This window comes from Pantoea sp. M_10 (assembly GCF_008631515.1).
Lineage (GTDB): Bacteria > Pseudomonadota > Gammaproteobacteria > Enterobacterales > Enterobacteriaceae > Pantoea > Pantoea anthophila.
Map to the genome: position 1 here is coordinate 91,367 of NZ_VWUL01000008.1, position 15,906 is coordinate 107,272.

The window sequence follows — 15,906 nt, forward strand, 5'->3', positions numbered from 1 at the left end:
ATGCTGGCTAACTATTTAATGCTCCCTCAACTAGAATCCATATGTTGGGAGGGTATGAAGAAAATTACTCTTCCTCATGAGCTAAACGAAGTTGTTGAACAGGGTTTTGTTGAGTTATTTAGTTGTTTTTTATCAAAAAAACTCCTCGGTTATAGTGGGGCAATTAAACCTGATTCTTTTGAAGATGACATAGCCTTGGAGTGTTTTGTAAATTCTATCCATATAGAAGATTACGTAAGTGAAAATTACTTCCAACATTCTATTGTCTTTTGTAATTCAATGATTAAGAAATGGAATGAAAAACATGCTGGGGTTCTAAATGTTATTATATCGTTGGATGATGAAACATTACTGCCAACAATAAAATTTCATTTAAAAAGAAAAGACACTTCATGGCTAGATGAAGATAATCTTGACTCAAGTATTCAGGCTGTCTTAGTGACTACAGATGAAATTAATAAGGATAAATTATCAAGTCTACTGATTAAGTAAAAGAACCCAACCTTTACGGTTGTGATCTTTTTGTCTGTCACTCAGCAGGCCGGATCGGCAGCTGCCCCTGTTTAACGATTAGGTGCTTGAATGCACGTAAGGAAGAAGCAAGGAAAGCATGATGGGGCGAATAACAAAGCTGATGGCATGGCTGCTGTGCGTTGGGGCGGTAGCGTGTTCGGACGAAAAAGACGCGTCGGGGCAAAAAGTTGCTGCTGTAGAAATGCCTTAGCAAAAATGGCCTGTAGCCCGCTGACTGCGCAGGGAAAATGCCAGACTGTTCTCAATAACCGTGTCGGAATGAGTTGTTGTAGAGAATAACTACCTGAGCAACCAACAGAAGGCTCAGAAGAAGAAGGAGCTTGAAGAGTGTCAGACTCAAGCCTGCAAAGTGCAGGCTGAGGTGAAGTGGACAGCGATAGATTTAGGGCAGGATGGGAGCTTTGCGGCCGGCATGGTTGCCGGGGTTCCGGCAGGTCTGTATGACACGATCGACGGTATTGTGAAAACGGCAAGCAGCCCGATGGAGACATATGAGGCGCTGAAATCGCTGTTTAACAGCGGTGATGTGCTGGGTAATGTGTCGGATGCGGTAAAGCAGTCGTATATAGACCGCATCAACAACATGGAAGCGGAATACCAGAAGGCCGGAGCCAGTGGCTCATTCAATGCCGGTGTTGAAGGCGGAAAACTGGTTACGGATATAGCGGGTCTGCTTGCCGGTGGTACGGGTGTGGTAAAAGTGACCGCAGGCGTAACGGAGAAGATCGTTGCCAAAGTCGCGGGTAAAGCTGAATCAACGGCGGTCAGTGCCGGCAAAGTCACCAGCGGCGCGGAGAACGTGGCAACCTATCCGAAGCTCAAAGAGGATTTAGTGCAGCAGAACCTGAACAATATTGCGAAGCAAGATCCGAGACTGGCGGCGGTGATGCAGGGTGATAATAGGAAGCTGAATTACGGTGTTGGTTCTGGCACTAAAGAAGAAGCTGAGCGATTGGGTCAAATCTGGTTTGGTGATGGGGCCAAATTGGTAACTAATTAAAAAGATTGTCCAGGATGTTTAATTAGTGCCGATGGATTACGCATTTATAGACCGCCATCTGAAAAGCCCAATGCACCAGCACATTTAAATCCGACGGGAATACAGGCTAATTTTGTCCAACAAAAAGACGGAAAGATCACTGGCAACGCGCACATGAGTATTGAGAAATGAAAGCGATCTTAAAAGGCATATGGGTTGATTCTCCAGATTTCAGTTTAGAAAGTTATCAGCCCGAAGAAAAAAACTGTTTTATCCTATTAGTCAATTTGAGAATAGGTCCAGAAAGTGAAAAGGGGATAAATTATTTCCATCTAAATATCTGTACCCCTGAATGGCTCTGCAAGCACCGATGGTTGCCAGAGCTAATGCGGCACACGTTGCTGGTTCGTAAATACGATCTGGATGAGATTAAAAAGACCATTACAGACTATATCGATCAGTGCGAAGGTGAAGACTGGATGGAGATCGCGCAGAAGCTCTCCCGCGTCTTTGCCTGGGAATATGAAGATTACCAGCCTTGAGCAAGATCCCGGCCCTCGTGCAGGGATCGTCGTTATTAACAGTCAGACTCTACGTGCCGCCGTCGTTCTGCTGTCCTTGAGCCTGATCGGCGGGCTTGCCTGAAAAAGCATCAACCCCCGAACAGGAAATGTTTTGTGGCCACTGCCCGTGGGCCGTGTTCCCAAAACCACCCGGTCAGGGCGATGCCCCGACCCCCCTCGGTTAAAACAAAAACCCCCGGCGCGGGCCGGGGTGAGGTGTTGGTTACCCGGCGAACTTAAGGCCGCAGGGATAACAGGAAGCCGTTCCGGCTCCAGCGAGCCTCGCCAGCCAGCGTCCGGAATGAAAAGCGATAATGGCAGCGTATAAAGGGCTGTTAAAATGCGCAGGTGCTGGCAGGACGGCACGCTGAGGCGGTAGCGTGCGCGGCGGAAAAGGGCGTGTTAGGGAAAAAAGTTATCGCAGCTGAAACGTGACAGGAAAAGCGGCTGTAAGTGGGGAAAAGCACAGGGAAAAGGTGGTTCGTCGCCAGACTGCGTGCCGGTTAATACACTAATGAATTTGGTATTTAGGCTGGACCTTCAATCGGTATTGACTTCGGTCCCTATTTTCCAGAATTGTTGGGAGACTTAAGTCGTGATTATTCAACTAGCGCAGGTTTTGGTCCCGGTTTTGTAGGAAGCTCTGGCGGAAAAGATGGTATTGGTATTTCCTTTTCTATTGGGCCAGGCATTGATTTTACAGGTTCTGCAACTGGTTCTCTTGCCGAAAAAGTAGATCTGAACGGTGACTCCACTAAGGAAAGAGATCACTATGATTTCAAATGATTTAGTTTCAAATATATCATCTTTTATGTTGTTGTTTTTTTTAATTTTATGGGCGGTTGTTTTTTTATTTTTGTTTATAGGTATCTTGGTGGGCCTAAGGTAGGTAAAGATTCCTTACTTTATTTTAATTATATTTTTTTTAAACGGGATGCTTTATCAAACTACGCATTGGTTTTTCTTGTTCTTGGATATATTGCAGCAGCGATAGCTGAATATCGAAGAGAGGCTAATAATCTATTTTTAATATCTAATCTTTGCGGCGGGATTTCATTTCTTCTCTTTGCAATATATGGGAAGTTTTTTCACCAAAGATTAACTGATGATGAGAAACCATTTTATTTTATTAAGGTTTTTTTGACAAAAGCAGACCTATCCTTCGGCTCGATTTTTCTTTGGCTATCGAGAATAGCGTATGTAACATGGCTCATTGTTTTTATTGGCAACTAAAAATTGTTGGGCATAATGCACGGAGAAAAGATGATGATGAGTTGCAGAATGAATTTGGTGAAAACTGGATTCGTGGATGAAAGAGAAAATATACAGGCAGAGGGGCATGGTTATTATAAATAAATCAGATTCTGCTAAGCATATTCAGGATGCACTGGCAGCAGGTAAGACTACATCTTTAATCATTAAAATGGATGGAGAAAATAAAGAATGAATGATTCCGTTGAAAAACTGCTGTCAATTTGTAGTAACCCTCTTTCACCACTGGAAGGGGTTAAAGATTGCTCGAAGTTTTTTAGCTCCCCATTATCCTGTGAACTCAATACTCTGCTAGATAGAAAAAACGGATGCTATGGGTTTGAGTCAGCTTTACACGTTTTTCCCTATCAAACAACCCATGAGGAAATCGGTTTAGCAGACTGGAATAACAAAAATCTCTGGATTTCTTCTTATGAAGATATGGCGATTGGTGCACTATATTTTGCTGAGGATATTTTTGGTGGCCAATTTTGTTTGAAGAGTGATGGTGTTTATTTCTTCGAGCCTGAAACTGCAGAATTCAAGAAATTGACTAATACCATAAATGAATGGTGCGAGATAGTATTATCTGATTATCAAGTCATTACTGGGTACACACTGGCTCATTCATGGCAAAAAATAAATGGCCCTATACCATCAGGATATCGTTTGGCTCCGAAAATTCCATTCGTTGCTGGAGGTTTATACGAGCTTGATAATCTTCATATTTGCAAGTCACTTAAGTTGATGAAAGCCGCAGCTAATATCGCATTACAAATAAGAGACACTCCGGATGATAGTAGTGTACAACTAGTTGTAATAAATTAAATGTTATGTATTTCAACCTGAAGGACTTTTAAATTACAATTTACTTGCTGAGTTTCTCTCAAATCTGGAAAGCTGATTGTCGGAGTGCTGTTCAGGATTCGGACTACCATCATGACAGGGCTTGTCGCCAGCATCATATCCTTTTGGCTGGCGAGACAGCATTTGAAAAGGTATTGAAACAGCTAAGAAGATAGAGAATATGACTTTATTTGAAGAGTGTCAAAAGGCACTTAGTGCCGATTTCGAAATTTTTGAAGGACAGGATGAGAAAAAAGCTGTTGAAATTCTTAATAGCTACTCTTTTGTAGAAGGAGTTATTTCGTGGGAAGAAATTGAACATGCAGATTATGAAAGCATTGATGATTTATTAAATGTAACTACCATGAAAAATACAGAAGTATACGTTCTTGTTGATGATGTCAGTATTCCGGTTTTCAGGACAAACTTGAGTCTGATAGCTAAGAATATTTATGACGTTATAGCTTTATCACCAAGGTTATTTATTTTTAATGATGAAATTATACTACAACCTTTATTTCCAACAGAAACCTTCCGTTTGGGAATAAGATCCAGATAAAATATAATCTGAAAAATAAACCTCAGACGGTTGGCTGGGACTGATTTTTCAGTCAGTTACTCTTAAGTCGCTAGCTGGATGATCAACTGCCCCAGACTGGTGATCAATTCGATCTTCTGCCCGGTCGTAAAATCCAGCGTCTCCAGCCAGCGGCTGTTGAAGGTGAGGTGTGCCAGTGGGTTCGACTGGCCCTCATCAGGCCGGTATCCTGCACCCGGCCCGCGCCTGAATCCTGGCGCTCGCAGAGTTCTTTCCACTCTGTTTTATCGGTCACGGTTGTTACCGACAGCGTGCTATCCCGCAGCAACAGCCGGATCGGCGTATCGGTAGAAATTCGAGTGTGGCCAGTTGGCCACCAGTGATAGATAGTTCCGGATCGGGTGCAGCACTTCAGCTGAGCACCAGCGCGGTGACGGCGAAGGTACAGAGCCTGTCGGGAGGAAACGTGGCGCAGTTGATTAGCGGCGCGTCGGCACCTTATCTTGCGGAAAAAATAGATGCTCTGACAACGGACGCGAACGGTAAGGTGAATACCGAAGCGGACCTGATGGCGCACGCAGTGCTGGGCGCGGAAATCTCGTATGCGGCGAGCTACGTAGCGCTGTCCAGAGCATCGGACGCGGTGATGGGCGAGTACATCGCAGAGAAATACTTGGGCGCGGACACGCCGGAGAAGATAGCGGCACTGGGGCAGGAAGACCGTGAGCAGCTGAGCCTCCTCGGCACGCTGGCGGCAGGACTGGCGGGTAACAGCAGTGCTACAGCGACGAGCGGTACGGTTGCCGGGAAGAATGCTGTGGAGAATAACCTTTTGTCTGCCAAACGCAGTCAGTAGCGTTAAGAGAAACTGGCTGCATGTAATGGCGACAAAGCTTGTGTTGCGGAGGTTCGTCGGGAGTTTGGGCCGGAATCGGATGAACAGCGGCAGTGGGTAGAAACCTGTTTCAGTGCGGCAGACTGTTACACAGTTGAGCAGGAGCTGAAGTCCATGCGTGCAGAGTACAGCCAGCAGGAATCGGCACTGGCAGAAAAAGCACGTACACAAGGGGTTGGCTCGTTAAGCGAGGCGGAGCAAAAAGAGTGGATTGCAGCCCGTAGCGCTTTGACGGGATTGGATTCACAGATAAACCTGTCGTTGCACCGTGCGCAGACAATGGGTGGTTCGGCGGAGGTCTCGGCGGAAATCATCAATGTGATGGGCCACGCGGCGATTGCTTCGGCAGCGGGAGTTGCCGGAGGGATATCCAAAGCTGGTGCGAATGGCTCAAAAAACAAGGTGGTAATATTTAAAAATTACCTAACGGGCAGCAGGTTAATCATTTTGAAGAGAGTTTATATAATCTTCCGTCTGGAGAACGGGCTGCTCTAGTTAAGCAAATGGTGGAGCAGGTAGCGCCATCGAATGGAATGGTAAAAAATAATAAACTGACCGGGATAAATAACAGGGATGGTTATCCTGGTAATGATGGTCACTTATATACGGTAGATACACCGTATGGTCGATTTGAACAGGTGAATGCTCAGACGGGCAAGCTTCGGGGAGAAATCGATATGGGGATGATGCCAATAAGTTATAGTATGGATAAATCCGGCCGCCATGATTTAAAGGTAAAATAATATGCAAGAGCCAGTAAAATTAATTGAAATAAAAAACATAGCGTTAAGACATGGGAACATTTTTCGCCTTCCTGCTGTGTGGCCATATGAAGCCCTGGTCGATTTTATGGTTGTTGATTTATCTAATGCTGACAGACCTTATGGGTTAATCGTGTCATCCGGTCATAAGGCTGGTCTGATATTAGTTAAATTACCTGCTGAATGTTGTTTATCAGAGGTTAGAGGCCTCAGTGTTGAATGGGTAATGGATAACTGGGATAAATGGATTTACCCAGAGTGCGATGTGAAAGACGTATATGTAATAGACCGATATGAGATCATTGATTCTCAATGAGTAATAACGACCCCGGCCATTGCGTCGGGATCGATATTTTTACCGGTTAGATCCTAATTTCCGCCTCAATTACCAGCCGCCCACGCTCGACGATGACGATAACCGGCTCTGGGTTGACGATGTTGCTGATCGAAAAGGGTTGATTAGTGCTTATGGTTTAGGAGGATATCGTTACCCTGATACAACACCAAATGATCCAGCACATTCAAACCCAACGGGTATACAGGCTAATTTTGAAATATACATAATAAATTCGGCAACTGGAGAGCGGGTGCGTGTTGGTAGCGGCCATATGAGTATTATATCAACCAGTGTGAAGGTGAAGACTGGATGGAGATAGCGCAGAAGCTCTCCCGCGTCTTTGCCTGGGAATATGAAGATTACCAGCCTTGAGCAAGATCCCGGCCCTCGTGCAGGGATCGTCGTTATTAACAGTCAGATTCTCCGTGCCGCCGTCATTCTGCTGTCCTTGAGCCTGATCGGCGGGGTTGCCTGAAAAAGCATCAATCCCCGGACAGGAAATGTTTTGTGGCCACTGCCCGTGGGCCGTGTCCCCAAAACCACCCGGTCAGGTCGATGCCCCGACACCCCTCGGTTAAAACAAAAATCCCCGGCGCAGGCCGGGTTGAGGTGTTGGTTACCCGGCGAATTTAAGGCCGCCGGGATAATGCTTAATCCAGCTAGCGGCGGCGTCCGGGTCAAAGGGTTCGATGCTCAGCCCTTCGACTATATCGCGATGGCTGGCGTTCATACCACGGCGGCGATAGGTAGTGCGGTTTATGGGATGAAGGGTACAGGAGCAAGTGGGGGGAATGCTGGCTCTATTAAAAATGTTAATCCAGGATACCCGGAACCAGGCAGAACACATAACTGTGTGAACTGTTCTAATGCCACTGGTACTACTTTGGCTGGAAATCCTGCATCGGCGTTGCCTGTAAAACATAAAAACGGCACCCCGTTGGCCGTTTTGGAAATCCAATACGGTACGAAATTTAAGTATATTTCTTCATCCAAAAGCATCACACAGCAAATGAATAGTGCAGGCTCAGATTCCCGAGGAATTGTTTTTGGTTCATATGGGCCGGGTCAACCTGGACATGTGTTTAATGTTGTAAACCAAAACGGAACAGTCCGATTCCTTGATGGGCAAACGGGTAAGCCTGCTGATCTCAGCCAATTTAAATCATTCCAATTACTGAGGACGAATTAATGGTTAATTTTGTAGAGGCTGTAGAAAAAGCGAAAGAATATCTAAAAGATACAGATATTCCGGTTGTTATTACTCTTCAAGGCCGTTTTTCTGAGGGATGGTTTTTTTGTTTTCAATCTCGAGAATATCTTGAAACGGGAGAGTTTTCTGCTCAACTCGCAGGTAATTCGCCATTTCTAGTAGATAAGGATACAGGTGAAATACATGAACTTGGAACTGCGTATCCTATTGAAAAATACTTGCAAGATTATGAAGAAAAGAAAAATAACCTAAGTTAGAAGAATTCCGGCCATCGAGCCAGGATATTTTTATCTGCCGATTACACTTCAGCCAGTCGGATGCTCAACAGAAGCCAGGTATTGAAAAACCGAAATATGATGGTGGGGCTGATCAAATTTTTATGCCAGGAAATTATCCATCAGAATGGATAAAGTCGTTGCGTGACGGTAAGACTGGTAAAGTTTATACCTATGATAAATTTAGAAAGTCGTTTCCTGATCAAGTGACAAATAAAAGGTGATTAGATGTTAACAGAGAATGACATGCAGGATATATCAAGGCTTATAGATCTGTTAAATAAGGTCATCGCATATGCCGTTGAAAACGAAGGTAATGACTTGCGTTATAAGGGAATCCTTAAGTCTTTAAGAATACTTGAGGGCAATCAGCGTAATGGCCTTCCAAATTTATATAATCATATCATGGGTGATTTTAGAATGATGGTTGATCGAGGGTTGTATGGTGATCAATATATAGATGAAATAACAAATGAAGTATATAAAATAATAAAGTCAAATAGCTTGTTTTATAAATAGTCAACAATGTGATCCCGGATACCGAACCGGTCGGGGTGACGCCGGACATGGTAATCAGGGGAAAAGAAAAATCGTCATCCGCGCCGCTGCCTGCGGTCGGGAAAACGAGGGTGACCCATGGGCAACCGTAAACCTCACGCCGATGCGCTGCTGACGGTGGATGAGGTGTACAGAAAGCCCATCGGCCCGGCCAGCGACCCGAAAAGCCTGTATGCGCTGCTGCTGCGGTTCGTGGCGTCGGGAGCGGAACTGGTCGGAGACCACGCTGAAGACGCAAACCCATCATGAGTATCGGTTCATCCTGTGGGCGGCGGGGCGCAGGTTGTACTATGGACGTGACATCACCTTACCGATACTGGAGCACTATCAGCGTCACCTGTACCAGTACCGCAAGCAGAACGGGGAGCTCCTGCACCCGGCCCGCGCCTGAATCCTGGCGCTCGCAGAGTTCTTTCCACTCTGTTTTATCGGTCACGGTTGTTACCTACAGAGTGCTATCCCGCAGCACCAGCCGGATCGGCGTGTCGGTAGAAATTCGAGCGTGGCCAGCTGGCCACCCGTGATAGATAGTTCCGGATCGGGTGCAGCACTTCAGCTGAGCACCAGCGCGGTGACGGCGAAGGTACAGAACCTGTCGGGAGGAAACGTGGCGCAGTTGATTAGCGGCGCGTCGGCACCTTATCTTGCGGAAAAAATAGATGCTCTGATAACGGACGCGAACGGTAAGGTGAATACCGAAGCAGACCTGATGGCGCACGCAGTGCTGGGCGCGGAAATCTCGTATGCGGCGGGCTACGTAGCGCAGTCCAGAGCATCGGGCGCGGTGATGGGCGAGTACATCGCGCAGCAGCTGTATGCGGGCGTTAAGTGTGACGACCTGAGAGAAGAGCAGTGGTAAACGATCAGTGCGCTGGCAGCGTAATGAGTGACATCACTACAGATATTGTTGCGGAGAACTACCGGAAAAAATGCTGTTGGGAGTAATGCTTTGAGGGGCAAGACCGGACATGATGAAAATGAGCGGAAAGAGGAGCGTGGGGATTATTCATTAAAAAACATACCGATAAATCCGATGGCTCCGGGGATTTTTAACGCGTATGGAGAAGCTCAGATAAAGGAAATGTCTAAAACTTCAGTGCCAAAGATACCGCTAAAAAGGGAAGGTTAAATGATTACTGAGAATGAGCTCAATGAATTTGAGGAAGCGATATTAACTGGGGTTACCGTTGGAGTAGGGTCATTGATTTTGCTGTTCTCATCAGGAACACGCATACTGATCCAGTGTCCCTTTAGATGTGAGGAAAAAAACGCTTTTCATATAGGGCATGGAGAGGATATATCAACAAGTAATCTCCTGTTTTCATATCTTAATCAGAGGGTTGAGTTGTGCTCTTTGCTAAATGGTGAAATTTTAAAATTATTCTTTGGCAACGAGAAAAATATGTATATCGTTCCTGAAAACAACGGCTTTGAATCTTATGTAATTACTACAAGCCAGGGTGATTATCCTGTAATCGCTTACTGATTAAAATCCCGGCTATCAAACCGTGATTTTAATTTTATCAGCCATTTACCCTTAAGTCGCCAGCCGGATGATCAACTGTCCTGGCCCGGTAATCACTTCAATCCTCTGTCCTGTCGTAAAACCCAGCACCTCCAGCCAGCGGCGGTTAAAGGTGAGCTGTGGCAGCAGGTCCGGCTGGCCCTCATTCGGCTGGTATCCCACTTTGTAATAATGCGTCTGTGATTTGCTGTCGGCGGTTGTAGATGACTAATGATACGTGTCAGTCATAATAAACTCCTCAGCAATAGGTTATGAGCAGCAGGATCGGGTGTCCGGGCTTACTGCCCGGCAAAGGGAAATCTAAGAAGAGTAGCGTTAAAACAGCAGCAGCAGCGGTGGTGGTGTGGGCATCAGTATTGGTGCCGGACAGGGTAGTGCGGACATCAGCATGTTTGGCAGCGTTTATGGTATTAAAGGCAAAGAGAACGGCAACGGCACGCGATGGACTGAGACCACACTGGACAGTGGCGGCAGACTGAGCCTCACCAGCGGGCGGGACACCACACTGGATGGCGCACAGGTCATCGCAAACGCAGGCCGCGATTTAACCCTGACCAGCCAGCAGGACAGCGATCGTTACGATTCAAAACAGACCAGCTATGGCGCGGGCGGCAGGACTGGTGGGCGGCATGGCGGGCAACAGCAGTGCTGCGGCGACGAGCGGCGCGATTACTGGGAAGAATGCGGTTGAGAATAATGCGGTGTCAGGCATAGACGGATTTGGTAGTGGTTTCTGGGATAATAAGCAAGCTCAGTGATCACTGGTAAATAACACCAATCTTGTAGATGAAACTGGCAAAGTCCTGAATCAGGCAACACCAGAAGAAATTAAGTATGCCTCTGATAAACTGGTCTCAGGAGATTTACCTGCCGGACAGAATCCGGCAACCGGTTTATTAACGGCGTGGGGTTCTGGTGCTACTGCTGTTGTGGCACCAGTTCTGTTGCCATCTGGTGCAACAGCAGGAAGTATCATTGGGGCCGGTGTTATTGGGGGTTCCGCAAATATCCTCAATCAGCTTCAGAGTGACGACCCATTTAGTGCCACCGATGCGCTTATTGCTACGGGCGTCAGTGGATTAACACAGGGCAAAGGGTTCTGGCTCACTGAAGTAGCAGGTATAACTGGTGCTTATGCAGAGGCTGAGTTGCAAGTAAAAGAGGAACTTCAAATTGTTGCTGGGGCTGCTTTTGGTACGGGGGGTGGTGGTGCAGGAGGCAGAGCAGTAAAGGTAGGGAATAAATATCTACCTTTAATTTCAGAAAAAGCAGCTGGTTTGGCTGGCGCTGTAATTGGTTCCGGAGCTTCAGAGGTCGCTGGCTCTGAACTTCAAAAACAGTTGGAGAATAAATAATGAAAAACATTATCCTAGTCATAAGGCTAATCTTTTTTTTCTTTCTTATAACCACATTAACTCTATTTTTTGTTAGGTTAGGTGTGGCATCTTTTTTTATGATAAAAAATGGAGTCTTTATTTATGAATGGCGAGAAAGTATATTCGATTCGATACAAAGAGGTGCGGTTATTGGTTTGGTTTTAGGTGTTGGTATTATGTTTTTATCGAGATTAAAATGAAAGTAAGTTGAGAATAACTCTCTCGCCGATATCGCGCAGGCGCAGTCTGAAGGTAAAACGCTTGAGCAGAAGGCCGGTAAGCAGGTTGAAGCCGAAAACGAGCGCTATAAGAAGGCCAACTGCGGCGGCATGAGCGCCGAAACCTGCTCGGTGAAGATGTATCAAGAGCGGCGTGAAGCGTTGAAAGATATGGCGTCAGCGAGTGCAGAGCTTGGCAGCGACTTTAGATGTTGGCAGGTTGCAGGCTGATTATGCTAACCGTACCAGTGAGTTGCTGGAAAAAGCCCGAGCTGATGACGGTCTGAGTCCGGCAGAACAGAACGAGCTTTCCATCCTTCAGGTAACGACGCTCCAGCTTGAGGCGGACAGAAATACAGCGATTCATAATCCGTTGATGTCCGTTGATGTCCGTTGATGTCCAATGATTCGGAGGAGGCGAAGCAGCTAGCCATAAACTCTCTGGTTCAGGCGGGTGGAACAAGTGCAGCGGGTATTGCGGCAGGAGTTGGGAAAAATAAGCCTAACACTGGAGAAAGTGCAGTCAAAAATGGAGTGAAAAACGCATCTGAGACGCAAACTAGTGTTGATAGTAAATTAACTAATTATCTGTTAGCAAAAGATCATCCTGTTGGCGGAAGCAAAGCTGAATGGTGTGATAAAGCCCTCGGTTTTAACCAAGGGAATTCAAGCGATGTCGCGAAACAAATTGTCTTTGAACCAAGCAAAGCGGTGAAAACAGCAGAAACGCAGCTCGGTGTTAAATATGACCAGGTAATATCTATCACTGGTGCTAACGGAAGAACAATAGATGTGAAATTCGGTTAGATTAAGAATAATGATGGTGTCGTTAGACTTGTGACAGCTATTCCGGCCAAGAAATAACTGGTGCTAAAATTATGATTAAAGAATATGACGTTGTTAAGTCCACAAAAGCGTTATCTGACGCAATAGCCGCAGGATGTAAGGGTGCTGTTGTCATGGTACATACAGAACCTACATTAGGCTATGAAGTAGAATTTGTTGATGATAATGGTGAGACGTTAGATGTTTTGACTGTTTATCCAGATGACATTCGACTATTGAACTAATATTACGCTCCAACAAATGAAATCCCGGCCTTATTGCCGGAATTTTACTTTGTGGACCAGTAGGTTATCCTTCATTCTTCAGCCGGATGATCAACTGTCCCGGCCCGGTGATCACTTCGATCTTCTGCCCGGTCGTAAAGCCCAGCGCTTCCAGCCAGCGTCCCTTGATGATCAGCTGTGGCAGCGGGTTTGACTGGCCTTTATTAGCCGGGCATCCTACTGAGTAATCATGCGACCGTGATCTGCTGGCGGCGGTTTTGGGCATGCATATCACTGATTATGATGCGTGTCAGCCTTAATTAGTTCCTAAACTAAATATTATTATTATGTGCCTGACCAAAAGGTAGGAAAAAGCAGTAGCATTCATTCAGGTGGGTAGTAAAATAATTTATAGACTTCGTCTGGCAGAGAGTGAAGGATAAGATAAAAATTTTTTTATAAAAGTAAATGAATGCCTTTCATTAACCTTTAGCAGGGTTTTTCAGTAATTGTCTTAATTCATCCTGACTCATTTAAAAGATAAAAGCTTTATGCTTTCGCAACAGGCTTTTATCTTTCTTTTACCTCGTCCTCAGTGCATCAACTGGCTAATCACACCGGTCACGTCGAATTTTTTATTAACGACACCTTCCGCTGAGGCCTTGTCCACCAGCTGAGGCAGGTATTTCACCAGCAGATTCAGTGCATCATCGGTGTTGATACCCATCCGCGCAGCCAGTTGCTCAATCGCTTCTAAGTGAATCATCTTCTGCACCATGTCACGGCTCAGGGCAACATTCTCCTCATTGCTGAGCCAGGAGTTCACTACCTCACTGTACTCACCACTCTGAAGATGGTTCACAATCGCGTGTAAACCGCCTTGCTGCTCAACCCACTCCAGCACACCTTTTACTTCCTGACTGGTCTGATTATTCAGGCCGCACATGGCCAGCACCTGGTCCAGTAAAACCATTCCGTTATTCCCCGATTTAAAAGATATCAGGACTGCCTGCAGGCTCTGATTTTATGAATGATGAACAGCACGATAACTGATCCCGCTGTCGCAATAGCAATGCTGTATATATTGAAACCGCTGACCTTGCCAAAGCCCAGAAAGGTGCTGACTAACCCGCCCGTCAACGCACCCACAATACCGAGTATCATGGTCATGAAAATACCCATATGTTCCTTACCCGGCATAATACATCTGGCGATGATGCCGGCCAACAACCCAAATACTACCCATGACAATAGACCCATTTCTTGCATCCTTTATTTTTTATTAATCCTATCAGCGTTTAACTGTGGTTTAATTCGTCAATTAAGAGCGGGTGTATCGTACGCCGCCTGCCTTTTATCTGGCAATGGTGTTTTCTTAATTAAATTAAACGTATCGGAAACAACGGGAGAAGAATTATGAGCATTCTGGATAGTATTAAAAATATAGGTGAGGAGTTGTTAAATACCGATAATAAGAATGTTGAAAATAAGCCTGATATCACCGCAGCAGGCAAGCGAACCTACACGGTAAAATCCGGTGACACGCTCAGCGCCATTGCAAAAGCATTCTACAGCGATGCCTCTCATTATATGAAAATCTTCGAGGCCAACAAAAATATTCTCAGCAGTCCGGATAACATCGTGCCAGGTCAGGTGTTGATTATTCCGGAATAATCAGCAGCCAGCAGTTCACAGAGCGTGGCCTGCTGGTATTTATTTGCCGCTTACAGTGATAAAGGATTTCTGACAGGGCAGAGAGCATTTACGGTGTTCTGGTTTAGTCAGCGTTGCGAGAGAACAGGGCTGTTGAAGTGAACAAAGAGTGGGGCATCTGAAAAGCAAAAAAGCAGCTATCCGGGGATAGCTGCTTTTTCTAATCTGGCTCCTCTGACTGGACTCGAACCAGTGACATACGGATTAACAGTCCGCCGTTCTACCGACTGAACTACAGAGGAATCGTTGGAACGAGGCGAATATTAACGGGGTCGCCCCGAGGTGTCAACAGCAAAAAATACATTATCATTCAACTGGCTAGGATTAACACAAAGCGATCGCGATTTAAGCAATTTGTACGCTGTCAGTGGCGATTCGGCTCAGGGGATCCTGCTGATAGAACTGACGCAGATGCTGATACATGGCCGGAAAGCGCTCAGCCAGCAGAACCGGAGCGGTAAAAAAGTATTCGGAGAGTACGGCGAAGCACTCAGCCGGATCGCTGGCGGCGTAGGGATCGATAGTCGCCGCCTGTTCTCCGACCAGCTCGACTTCACTCTCTATCTCCGCCATCGCAGCATGTAAATCCTTTTCCCATTGCGCCACGTCGCGCAGCGGGATCACCGGCACGCCGCTGGTGTAGCCACTGCCGCGCGCATCAAGTTTGTGGGCGACTTCGTGGATCACCAGATTGAAGCCAGAGAGATCGAAAGAGTCCTGAATATCGAGCCAGTTAAGCACCACCGGCCCCTGCGTCCAGCTCTGACCGGCGTGAACGGCAGGCGCACTGTGGACCAGCCCATCCTCATCCTGCCACTGATCGTCTACCTTAAACGGCTCTGGATAGATCAGCACATCATGAAAACCGTCCAGCCACTCCAGACCCAGTTTCAGCACCGGCAGAGAGAAGAGCAGGGCGATGCGCACGCTGCGCAGTTCATCCAGCGCTGTTCCTTCCAGCGGCACCAGCTTCTTCTGTTGCAGGAAGCGTTGCGCCAGCGCTGTAAGCGCCTGCTGTTCGTCTTCACTGAGCAGGCTGAAGATAGGCTGGGCCAGCCCCTGCTGCCAGGGCAGCGCAGCCAGAAGGGTGTCGTTTTGCGTTTTCCAGGGCCATTTAAACATCGCAACTCCTGCACAGAACCGGACTCTTTCGCTATCCTGACGCGCCAGATGTAAAAATGCCAGCATCGAATGCTGGCACCTTTGATCCGGCTGCAGGCCTGAGGGCTGTCTATTCAACCCGTTAGCGCGGCCGTTGTCTGTGATACAGCCCGCAAA

General features: G+C 46.5%; 25 protein-coding genes, 1 tRNA gene and 5 pseudogenes. 24 read left to right on the forward strand and 7 right to left on the reverse strand.

Translation table 11 applies throughout. The features are described 5' to 3' along the window. From F3I47_RS18880 to F3I47_RS18915, 7 genes and pseudogenes are all read left to right on the forward strand, one after another. Positions 1–492, forward strand: a complete 492-nt coding sequence (locus tag F3I47_RS18880) for a hypothetical protein (RefSeq protein WP_150029795.1) — start codon at positions 1–3, stop codon at positions 490–492. Positions 493–802: 310 nt separating this feature from the next. Then, positions 803–1,705 (forward strand): annotated as a pseudogene (locus F3I47_RS22545) (hypothetical protein); the annotation flags it as partial. Further along, complete coding sequence (locus F3I47_RS18895) at positions 1,702–2,055, forward strand: immunity 8 family protein (protein ID WP_150029796.1); 354 nt, start codon at positions 1,702–1,704, stop codon at positions 2,053–2,055. The pseudogene F3I47_RS22545 and the gene F3I47_RS18895, both read left to right, overlap by 4 nt. Positions 2,056–2,655: 600 nt before the next feature. Continuing rightward, positions 2,656–2,862, forward strand: a complete 207-nt coding sequence (locus tag F3I47_RS18900; protein ID WP_190311350.1) for a polymorphic toxin type 25 domain-containing protein — start codon at positions 2,656–2,658, stop codon at positions 2,860–2,862. A gap of 523 nt (positions 2,863–3,385) precedes the next feature. Continuing rightward, positions 3,386–3,523, forward strand: coding sequence for a hypothetical protein (locus F3I47_RS22390; RefSeq protein WP_190311351.1), 138 nt, complete (start codon positions 3,386–3,388; stop codon positions 3,521–3,523). Next, positions 3,520–4,155, forward strand: coding sequence for an SMI1/KNR4 family protein (locus tag F3I47_RS18910; protein WP_223813781.1), 636 nt, complete (start codon positions 3,520–3,522; stop codon positions 4,153–4,155). The genes F3I47_RS22390 and F3I47_RS18910 overlap by 4 nt, the downstream gene beginning before the upstream one ends. 199 nt (positions 4,156–4,354) lie before the next feature. Continuing rightward, a complete protein-coding gene (locus F3I47_RS18915; RefSeq protein ID WP_150029798.1) occupies positions 4,355–4,732 on the forward strand; it encodes a hypothetical protein in 378 nt (125 codons plus the stop codon). A gap of 62 nt (positions 4,733–4,794) precedes the next feature. Here F3I47_RS18915 and F3I47_RS22550 read toward each other — a convergent pair whose 3' ends face one another. Then, on the reverse strand, positions 4,795–4,989 hold the full coding sequence (locus F3I47_RS22550) for a SymE family type I addiction module toxin (protein ID WP_150029799.1): 195 nt from the start codon (positions 4,987–4,989) through the stop codon (positions 4,795–4,797). 188 nt (positions 4,990–5,177) lie between these two features. Between F3I47_RS22550 and F3I47_RS18925 the strand changes: the two genes are divergently transcribed. The 11 genes and pseudogenes from F3I47_RS18925 (at position 5,178) to F3I47_RS18975 (ending at position 10,233) form a co-directional block, all read left to right on the forward strand. Continuing rightward, positions 5,178–5,567 carry a VENN motif pre-toxin domain-containing protein gene (locus F3I47_RS18925; RefSeq protein ID WP_150029800.1) on the forward strand — a complete coding sequence of 130 codons (390 nt, stop codon included), beginning with the start codon at positions 5,178–5,180 and terminating at the stop codon, positions 5,565–5,567. A gap of 153 nt (positions 5,568–5,720) precedes the next feature. Next, positions 5,721–6,101: a hypothetical protein gene (locus tag F3I47_RS18930; RefSeq protein ID WP_150029801.1), complete on the forward strand. Its 381-nt coding sequence runs from the start codon at positions 5,721–5,723 to the stop codon at positions 6,099–6,101. Between the two features lie 8 nt (positions 6,102–6,109). Further along, complete coding sequence (locus F3I47_RS18935) at positions 6,110–6,349, forward strand: hypothetical protein (RefSeq protein ID WP_150029802.1); 240 nt, start codon at positions 6,110–6,112, stop codon at positions 6,347–6,349. Position 6,350: 1 nt separating this feature from the next. Beyond that, complete coding sequence (gene imm45, locus F3I47_RS18940; protein WP_150029803.1) at positions 6,351–6,683, forward strand: Imm45 family immunity protein; 333 nt, start codon at positions 6,351–6,353, stop codon at positions 6,681–6,683. A 300-nt stretch (positions 6,684–6,983) separates the two neighbouring features. Further along, positions 6,984–7,076, forward strand: a pseudogene (locus F3I47_RS18945) (Imm8 family immunity protein); the annotation flags it as partial. A 274-nt stretch (positions 7,077–7,350) separates the two neighbouring features. Further along, the gene (locus F3I47_RS18950) at positions 7,351–7,893 is read left to right on the forward strand and encodes a toxin glutamine deamidase domain-containing protein (protein ID WP_150029804.1); all 543 of its coding nucleotides are present in this window, start codon (positions 7,351–7,353) and stop codon (positions 7,891–7,893) included. Next, on the forward strand, positions 7,893–8,171 hold the full coding sequence (locus F3I47_RS18955) for a YrhB domain-containing protein (protein WP_150029805.1): 279 nt from the start codon (positions 7,893–7,895) through the stop codon (positions 8,169–8,171). The genes F3I47_RS18950 and F3I47_RS18955 overlap by 1 nt, the downstream gene beginning before the upstream one ends. Positions 8,172–8,417: 246 nt before the next feature. Next, positions 8,418–8,708, forward strand: a complete 291-nt coding sequence (locus tag F3I47_RS18960; RefSeq protein WP_150029806.1) for a hypothetical protein — start codon at positions 8,418–8,420, stop codon at positions 8,706–8,708. Between the two features lie 117 nt (positions 8,709–8,825). After that, positions 8,826–9,120: pseudogene (locus F3I47_RS18965) on the forward strand (recombinase XerD); the annotation flags it as partial. Between the two features lie 147 nt (positions 9,121–9,267). Continuing rightward, complete coding sequence (locus tag F3I47_RS18970) at positions 9,268–9,606, forward strand: hypothetical protein (protein WP_150029807.1); 339 nt, start codon at positions 9,268–9,270, stop codon at positions 9,604–9,606. Between the two features lie 270 nt (positions 9,607–9,876). Further along, complete coding sequence (locus tag F3I47_RS18975) at positions 9,877–10,233, forward strand: hypothetical protein (protein ID WP_150029808.1); 357 nt, start codon at positions 9,877–9,879, stop codon at positions 10,231–10,233. Positions 10,234–10,284: 51 nt separating this feature from the next. On the opposite strand, the gene F3I47_RS18980 is transcribed toward F3I47_RS18975, so the two are convergent. Next, on the reverse strand, positions 10,285–10,434 hold the full coding sequence (locus tag F3I47_RS18980) for a SymE family type I addiction module toxin (RefSeq protein ID WP_072052725.1): 150 nt from the start codon (positions 10,432–10,434) through the stop codon (positions 10,285–10,287). Positions 10,435–10,594: 160 nt separating this feature from the next. Here F3I47_RS18980 and F3I47_RS18985 point away from each other — a divergent pair. The 5 genes and pseudogenes from F3I47_RS18985 to F3I47_RS19010 form a co-directional block, all read left to right on the forward strand. Further along, positions 10,595–10,885 (forward strand): annotated as a pseudogene (locus F3I47_RS18985) (hemagglutinin repeat-containing protein); the annotation flags it as partial. Positions 10,886–10,901: 16 nt separating this feature from the next. Beyond that, positions 10,902–11,030 (forward strand): VENN motif pre-toxin domain-containing protein, encoded by a 129-nt coding sequence (locus F3I47_RS22555; RefSeq protein ID WP_223812752.1) that lies wholly within the window; start codon positions 10,902–10,904, stop codon positions 11,028–11,030. 171 nt (positions 11,031–11,201) lie between these two features. Further along, positions 11,202–11,627, forward strand: coding sequence for a hypothetical protein (locus F3I47_RS18995; RefSeq protein WP_150029810.1), 426 nt, complete (start codon positions 11,202–11,204; stop codon positions 11,625–11,627). A 635-nt stretch (positions 11,628–12,262) separates the two neighbouring features. Beyond that, positions 12,263–12,673 (forward strand): DUF6883 domain-containing protein, encoded by a 411-nt coding sequence (locus F3I47_RS19005; RefSeq protein ID WP_150029811.1) that lies wholly within the window; start codon positions 12,263–12,265, stop codon positions 12,671–12,673. A gap of 71 nt (positions 12,674–12,744) precedes the next feature. Next, positions 12,745–12,936 (forward strand): DUF4926 domain-containing protein, encoded by a 192-nt coding sequence (locus F3I47_RS19010; protein ID WP_150029812.1) that lies wholly within the window; start codon positions 12,745–12,747, stop codon positions 12,934–12,936. 64 nt (positions 12,937–13,000) lie between these two features. Here F3I47_RS19010 and F3I47_RS19015 read toward each other — a convergent pair whose 3' ends face one another. The 3 genes from F3I47_RS19015 to F3I47_RS19025 all read right to left on the reverse strand — a co-directional run bounded on the left by F3I47_RS19015 (position 13,001) and on the right by F3I47_RS19025 (position 14,175). Beyond that, a complete protein-coding gene (locus tag F3I47_RS19015) occupies positions 13,001–13,201 on the reverse strand; it encodes a SymE family type I addiction module toxin (protein ID WP_150029813.1) in 201 nt (66 codons plus the stop codon). A 306-nt stretch (positions 13,202–13,507) separates the two neighbouring features. After that, the gene (locus tag F3I47_RS19020) at positions 13,508–13,930 is read right to left on the reverse strand and encodes a YidB family protein (RefSeq protein WP_370462021.1); all 423 of its coding nucleotides are present in this window, start codon (positions 13,928–13,930) and stop codon (positions 13,508–13,510) included. Next, positions 13,915–14,175: a GlsB/YeaQ/YmgE family stress response membrane protein gene (locus F3I47_RS19025; RefSeq protein ID WP_150029815.1), complete on the reverse strand. Its 261-nt coding sequence runs from the start codon at positions 14,173–14,175 to the stop codon at positions 13,915–13,917. Before F3I47_RS19025 ends, F3I47_RS19020 begins: the two co-directional genes overlap by 16 nt. A gap of 240 nt (positions 14,176–14,415) precedes the next feature. Here F3I47_RS19025 and F3I47_RS22560 point away from each other — a divergent pair. Continuing rightward, a pseudogene (locus tag F3I47_RS22560) lies at positions 14,416–14,589 on the forward strand (LysM peptidoglycan-binding domain-containing protein); the annotation flags it as partial. Between the two features lie 205 nt (positions 14,590–14,794). Here F3I47_RS22560 and F3I47_RS19035 read toward each other — a convergent pair. After that, positions 14,795–14,870 (reverse strand) — tRNA-Asn (locus tag F3I47_RS19035). Between the two features lie 103 nt (positions 14,871–14,973). Further along, positions 14,974–15,750 carry a DgsA anti-repressor MtfA gene (gene mtfA, locus F3I47_RS19040; protein WP_009089517.1) on the reverse strand — a complete coding sequence of 259 codons (777 nt, stop codon included), beginning with the start codon at positions 15,748–15,750 and terminating at the stop codon, positions 14,974–14,976. Positions 15,751–15,906 lie beyond the last annotated feature (156 nt).

What these genes read in the sequence shown, in the direction of transcription:
- F3I47_RS18915 (WP_150029798.1), top strand. Translation starts at nt 4,355, where the DNA reads ATGACTTTATTTGAAGAGTGTCAAAAGGCACTTAGTGCCGATTTCGAA.
- F3I47_RS18895 (WP_150029796.1), top strand. Translation starts at nt 1,702, where the DNA reads ATGAAAGCGATCTTAAAAGGCATATGGGTTGATTCTCCAGATTTCAGT.
- F3I47_RS19010 (WP_150029812.1), top strand. Translation starts at nt 12,745, where the DNA reads ATGATTAAAGAATATGACGTTGTTAAGTCCACAAAAGCGTTATCTGAC.
- F3I47_RS18955 (WP_150029805.1), top strand. Translation starts at nt 7,893, where the DNA reads ATGGTTAATTTTGTAGAGGCTGTAGAAAAAGCGAAAGAATATCTAAAA.
- F3I47_RS18960 (WP_150029806.1), top strand. Translation starts at nt 8,418, where the DNA reads ATGTTAACAGAGAATGACATGCAGGATATATCAAGGCTTATAGATCTG.
- F3I47_RS19005 (WP_150029811.1), top strand. Translation starts at nt 12,263, where the DNA reads ATGTCCAATGATTCGGAGGAGGCGAAGCAGCTAGCCATAAACTCTCTG.
- F3I47_RS18935 (WP_150029802.1), top strand. Translation starts at nt 6,110, where the DNA reads ATGGTGGAGCAGGTAGCGCCATCGAATGGAATGGTAAAAAATAATAAA.
- F3I47_RS22555 (WP_223812752.1), top strand. Translation starts at nt 10,902, where the DNA reads ATGGCGGGCAACAGCAGTGCTGCGGCGACGAGCGGCGCGATTACTGGG.
- F3I47_RS18910 (WP_223813781.1), top strand. Translation starts at nt 3,520, where the DNA reads ATGAATGATTCCGTTGAAAAACTGCTGTCAATTTGTAGTAACCCTCTT.
- F3I47_RS19025 (WP_150029815.1), bottom strand. Translation starts at nt 14,175, where the DNA reads ATGGGTCTATTGTCATGGGTAGTATTTGGGTTGTTGGCCGGCATCATC.
- F3I47_RS18880 (WP_150029795.1), top strand. Translation starts at nt 1, where the DNA reads ATGCTGGCTAACTATTTAATGCTCCCTCAACTAGAATCCATATGTTGG.
- mtfA (WP_009089517.1), bottom strand. Translation starts at nt 15,750, where the DNA reads ATGTTTAAATGGCCCTGGAAAACGCAAAACGACACCCTTCTGGCTGCG.
- F3I47_RS18950 (WP_150029804.1), top strand. Translation starts at nt 7,351, where the DNA reads ATGCTTAATCCAGCTAGCGGCGGCGTCCGGGTCAAAGGGTTCGATGCT.
- F3I47_RS22390 (WP_190311351.1), top strand. Translation starts at nt 3,386, where the DNA reads ATGAAAGAGAAAATATACAGGCAGAGGGGCATGGTTATTATAAATAAA.
- F3I47_RS18930 (WP_150029801.1), top strand. Translation starts at nt 5,721, where the DNA reads ATGCGTGCAGAGTACAGCCAGCAGGAATCGGCACTGGCAGAAAAAGCA.
- F3I47_RS18975 (WP_150029808.1), top strand. Translation starts at nt 9,877, where the DNA reads ATGATTACTGAGAATGAGCTCAATGAATTTGAGGAAGCGATATTAACT.
- F3I47_RS19015 (WP_150029813.1), bottom strand. Translation starts at nt 13,201, where the DNA reads ATGCCCAAAACCGCCGCCAGCAGATCACGGTCGCATGATTACTCAGTA.
- imm45 (WP_150029803.1), top strand. Translation starts at nt 6,351, where the DNA reads ATGCAAGAGCCAGTAAAATTAATTGAAATAAAAAACATAGCGTTAAGA.